Source organism: Corallococcus sicarius, from assembly GCF_003611735.1.
GTDB lineage: Bacteria > Myxococcota > Myxococcia > Myxococcales > Myxococcaceae > Corallococcus > Corallococcus sicarius.
Genome location: NZ_RAWG01000492.1, coordinates 1 through 4,648, shown reverse-complemented (window position 1 = coordinate 4,648; position 4,648 = coordinate 1). Strand labels below are relative to the sequence as shown.

6 protein-coding genes are annotated in these 4,648 nt (G+C 69.9%); all 6 read left to right on the top strand.

Annotation, left to right across the window (positions count from 1 at the left end; genetic code table 11):
* Positions 1-177 precede the first annotated feature (177 nt).
* Complete coding sequence (gene speD / locus D7X12_RS39440; RefSeq protein ID WP_120630299.1) at positions 178-528, top strand: adenosylmethionine decarboxylase; 351 nt, start codon at positions 178-180, stop codon at positions 526-528.
* Positions 525-2,441, top strand: a complete 1,917-nt coding sequence (locus D7X12_RS39435) for a DUF4178 domain-containing protein (RefSeq protein ID WP_120630298.1) — start codon at positions 525-527, stop codon at positions 2,439-2,441. The genes speD and D7X12_RS39435 overlap by 4 nt, the downstream gene beginning before the upstream one ends.
* A gap of 31 nt (positions 2,442-2,472) precedes the next feature.
* The gene (locus D7X12_RS43590; protein ID WP_167509124.1) at positions 2,473-2,634 is read left to right on the top strand and encodes a hypothetical protein; all 162 of its coding nucleotides are present in this window, start codon (positions 2,473-2,475) and stop codon (positions 2,632-2,634) included.
* A 2-nt stretch (positions 2,635-2,636) separates the two neighbouring features.
* Positions 2,637-2,864: a DUF350 domain-containing protein gene (locus D7X12_RS39430; protein ID WP_120615111.1), complete on the top strand. Its 228-nt coding sequence runs from the start codon at positions 2,637-2,639 to the stop codon at positions 2,862-2,864.
* A 13-nt stretch (positions 2,865-2,877) separates the two neighbouring features.
* Positions 2,878-4,374, top strand: a complete 1,497-nt coding sequence (locus D7X12_RS39425; RefSeq protein WP_208719589.1) for a polyamine aminopropyltransferase — start codon at positions 2,878-2,880, stop codon at positions 4,372-4,374.
* Positions 4,356-4,648 (top strand): FAD-binding protein (locus D7X12_RS39420; RefSeq protein ID WP_120630296.1); only part of this gene is annotated, 293 nt, incomplete at its 3' end. The genes D7X12_RS39425 and D7X12_RS39420, both read left to right, overlap by 19 nt.

Sequence of the window (4,648 nt, the reverse complement as noted above, 5' to 3'; positions counted from 1 at the left end):
GCCCGTGGGGGGCGGGGAGGCCTTGCCTTCGGACTCCTTGTCCTTGGAGCACGCGGTGAGGGCGAGGCAGAGGAAACCAATGGTCAGGAATCGGGTGCGCATGGCGCCGGCATCCTAGCGGCTTTCGACCCGGCCACGGCGTGCTAAAGAGTCCAGCCATCCCCGGAGGTTTTCCCTGTGACAACCGGACAGGAATGGCTGGTTGACGCGAGCGGCTGCGCGCCGGAACGGCTCAAGGACGCGCCCGCCCTGGCGGCCCTCTTCGAGGCGCTCGTCGTCGCATTGGACCTCAAGGTCGTGGGCCAGCCCCAGTGGCACGTCTTCCCGGAGCCGGGGGGCATCACCGGGCTGGCGCTGCTGGCCGAGAGCCACCTGGCCATCCACACCTTCCCGGAGCACGGCTTCGCCGCGCTCAACGTCTACTGCTGCCGCACCCGCGCCTGTCCGGACTTCACCGCGCTGGCGGCCCGGTACCTGGGCGCCACGTCCTGCCGCGTGCGAGAGCTGTCGAGAGGGGTGGAGGCGTGACGCAGGGGGCGTGTCCGTCGTGTGGGGCGAGCGTGGAGTTCACCGTCGGTTCGGCGCAGGTGGTCGTGTGCGGCCACTGCCAGACGATGGTGGCGCGCACCGGCGTGGACCTGGAGTCCCACGGCCGGGTGGCCCGCGTCGTGGAGACCGACTCCCCGCTGCGCCTGGGCCTGGAGGGGCGCGTCAACAGCAGCGCCTATCAAATCGTCGGCCACCTCCAGAAGGACCATGGCGCCGGGCCCTGGGACGAGTGGTACGTGGAGATGGCGGACGGCCGCACCGGCTGGCTCAGCGAGTCCGAGGGCGCCTTCCACCTGCTCTTCGACGCGGGCGTGGAGGAGGGGCTGGAGCTGGACGCGCTCCACCCCGGTGACCGCCTGCGCCTGCGCAACCGCCCGCTGGTGATTGAGGAGCGGGGCCACGGGCGCGTGGTGGCGGCGGAGGGGCAGCTCCCCAGCGACGTGGACTCCTCCCAGGACGCCTACTACGTGGACGCCACGGGCCCCCGGGGCCTGTTCGTCACGCTGGACTTCGGCACGCGCGACCGCGACCCGGAGGTCTTCCTGGGCCAGCGGCTGGAGCTGTCGCAGCTGGGCATCCCCGCCAACGACCTGCGCCCGCGCGTGCGCAAGGCCACGCTCCAGCAGGCGCGCTGCACCCAGTGCAACGGCCCGCTGGAGTTGCGCGCGCCGGACCAGACGATGCGCGTGGCGTGCCCGTACTGCGGCGCGCTCCTGGACGTGAGCAAGGGCAAGCTGTCGTTCCTCAAGCTGCTCCAGAAGCCGGACCTGCCGGCGGACCTGTCGCTGGGCATGAAGGGGACGCTCGACGGGGTGGAGTGGATCCTCATCGGCTACCAGGAGCGCTCGTGCGTGGTGGAGGGCACGCGCTACCCGTGGCTGGAGTACCTGCTCTACCACCCGACGCGCGGCTTCACCTGGCTGATGGAGTCCAACGGCCACTGGGTGTTCCTGAAGCCCCTGGCGGCGGGTGACGCGGACGTGGTGCCGCAGTCTTCCGCGTACTACGAGGGCCGGCGCTACAAGGCCTTCCAGTCCGTCACCGCCGTCACCGACGCGGTGGTGGGCGAGTTCTACTGGCAGGTGTTCCAGGGCGAGACGGCGCACGCCACCGAGTACGTCGCGCCGCCGTACTCCGTGAACGAGGACGCCACCGACAACGAAGTCACGTACACCCACGGCGAGTACCTCACGCCGGAGCAGGTGCAGGCCGCGTTCAAGCTGAAGGAGCCGCTGCCGGAGCCCCGGGGCATCTCCCCCAGCCAGCCGAACACGCGCCGCAAGAAGCTGATGGAGACGCTGGTCTGGACGGGCATCTGGGTGGTGGCGCTGCTCGCGCTGTCGGCCTTCCTCCACGCGCGGGCGCTCAACGCGCAGGTGCTGGACATGCTGGTGCAGGTGCCACCGGGCGCGTCATCCGGCACCCCCGCCACCATGCACTTCAGCGAGCCGTTCGAAATCACCCGCGCGGGCAACGTCCGGGTGGAGGTGGCGGTGGCCAACGCGCTCGACAACGCGTGGGTGGGCGTGCAGGGCGACCTGGTGAACCAGCAGACGCAGGACGTGGTGAGCTTCTACGAGGAGATCAGCTACTACCACGGGCGTGACAGCGACGGCTCCTGGAGCGAGGGCGGCAACCAGGGCAGCGTGTTCCTGTCCACGGTGCCCGCGGGCAAGTACGTGCTGCGCACCACCACGTCGTACGACCCGAACCTGGGGCTCCAGGTGGCGAACCGGGGCGGCATCGGGTACCGGGTGCGGCTGACGCACGACACGGTCAACGAAAGCTGGCTCGTCATCGCGCTGGTGCTGCTGCTCCTGGCGCCGGGGCTGTCGCTCATCGGCTCCACCGGCTTCGAGACCGAGCGGTGGAAGGAAAGCAACCTGCAGTAGGCCCCGCGGCGAGCGCGGACGGAGGTGGACGATGAAGTACCTTGGCGGGCTGGTGCTGCTGGCCTACGGGTGGGCGACCTTTACCGGCTGGGCTCCGTTCAGTGGCGAGGAGCGCGGCAGGGTGACGGGGGATGTGCGGCGCGGCCCCGGCGGCGTGCTGCTGTGGACCGGCGGATTCATGGGAGGCAAGTGATGGTGCTGCTGCTCGGAGTGGTGGTGACGCTGCAGGGAGTGTTGGCGAGCGTCATCTATTCGATCATCGGGCTGGCGGTGTTCGTCGCCGGCTTCTTCGTCATCCGGCTCATCCTCCCCTACGACGTGCACAAGGAGATTGAAGCCGACCAGAACACGGCGCTGGGCATCGTCATCGGCTCCTTCATCCTGGGGCTGGCCATCATCATCGCGGCGGCCATCAGCGGCTGAACGACGTGACGCTTTGAACAAGACGCTGCTCTTCCTCACCGTCCTCGTCATCGCGACGTGCGGGCTCATCTACGAGCTCATCGTCGGGACGCTCGCCAGCTACCTGCTGGGGGACAGCATCACCCAGTTCTCCACCGTCATCGGCGGCTACCTGTTCGCGATGGGGATTGGCAGCTACCTGTCGCGCTTCGTGGAGCGCGGGGTGGCCCAGCGCTTCGTGGAGATAGAGCTGGCGGTGGCGCTCGTCGGCGGCCTGTGCGCGCCGATGCTGTTCCTCACCTTCACGCTCACCAGCGTCTTCCCCGTCGTGCTGTACGGCAGCGTGCTGGTGATTGGCACGCTGGTGGGGCTGGAGATTCCCCTGCTCCTGCGCATCCTGCAGGACCAGCTCAAGTTCAAGGACCTGGTCAGCCAGGTGCTGACGTTCGACTACCTGGGCGCGCTGGCCGCGAGCGTGGCGTTCCCGCTCCTGCTCGTGCCGAAGCTGGGGCTGGTGCGCACGTCGCTCCTCTTCGGCCTGTTGAACGCGGGCGTGGGGCTGTGGAGCACGTGGCTTCTGGCGCCCGTGCTGGCCAACCCCGTGCGCCTGCGCATCAAGGCCGTGCTGCTGTGCGCGGGGCTGCTCGTGTGCTTCGCGCTGGGGGACCGGCTGACGACGTTCTACGAGGACCAGCTCTACGCGGACGAGGTGGTGCACGCGACCAGCTCCCCGTACCAGCGCATCATCGTCACGCGCGGCAAGCGGGGCTTCTCGCTGTTCCTCAACGGCAACCTCCAGTTCGCCAGCATCGACGAGTACCGCTACCACGAGTCCCTGGTGCACCCGGCCATGGTGCGCGCGCGCTCCGTGGAGCACGTGCTCATCCTGGGCGGCGGTGACGGGCTCGCGGCGCGCGAGGTGCTGCGCTACCCGGAGGTGAAGTCCGTCACGCTGGTGGACCTGGACCCGGCCATCACCGGGCTGGCCACGGGCTACCAGGAGCTGGCGGCGCTCAACGGGCACGCGCTGACGCACCCGAAGGTGCGCGTCATCAACACGGACGCGATGCAGTTCCTGTCCGAGGGCACGGGCTCCTACGACGTGGTGGTGGTGGACTTCCCGGACCCCAACAACTTCGCGCTGGGGAAGCTGTACACGACGGGCTTCTACAAAATCCTGAAGCGGCGCCTGTCGCCGGGCGGGGTGGCGGTCATCCAGAGCACCAGCCCCCTGTTCGCGCGGCGCTCGTTCTGGTGCGTGGCGACGACGCTCAAGGCGGCGGGCTTCTGGACGGAGCCGTACCACGCGCTGGTGCCGTCCTTCGGCGAGTGGGGCTACGTGATGGTGGCGCTGGAGGCGCCCGGCCGGCACCGCGCGCTGCCAGAGGGGCTCGTGTTCCTGGACGAGCACACGCTGGAGGCCCTCACGCGCTTCCCGCCGGACATGGCGCCCCTGCCGGCGGAGGTGAACCGGCTGAACAACCAGGTGCTGGTGCACTACTACGAAGAGGAATGGCGTCGGTGGAACTGACGCGGCGCGAGCTGGTGGCCGCGTTCCTGGGCGCCTCCGTCGCGAGCGCGTGTCAGCGGCAGCAGGCGCCCCGCGCGCCGGTGCCGGGCGCCATCGTGGACCGGGCGGTGGACACCGGCCACAAGCTGCGGGGCGGTCCGCTGCCGCGCGCGGAGACCTTTGAACCGGTGGACGTGCTGGTGGTGGGCGCGGGCGCGGCCGGGCTGTCCGCCGCGTGGCGGCTCGCCGGCGCAGGCGTGAAGGACGTGCGGGTGGTGGAGCTGGAGGGGGAGGC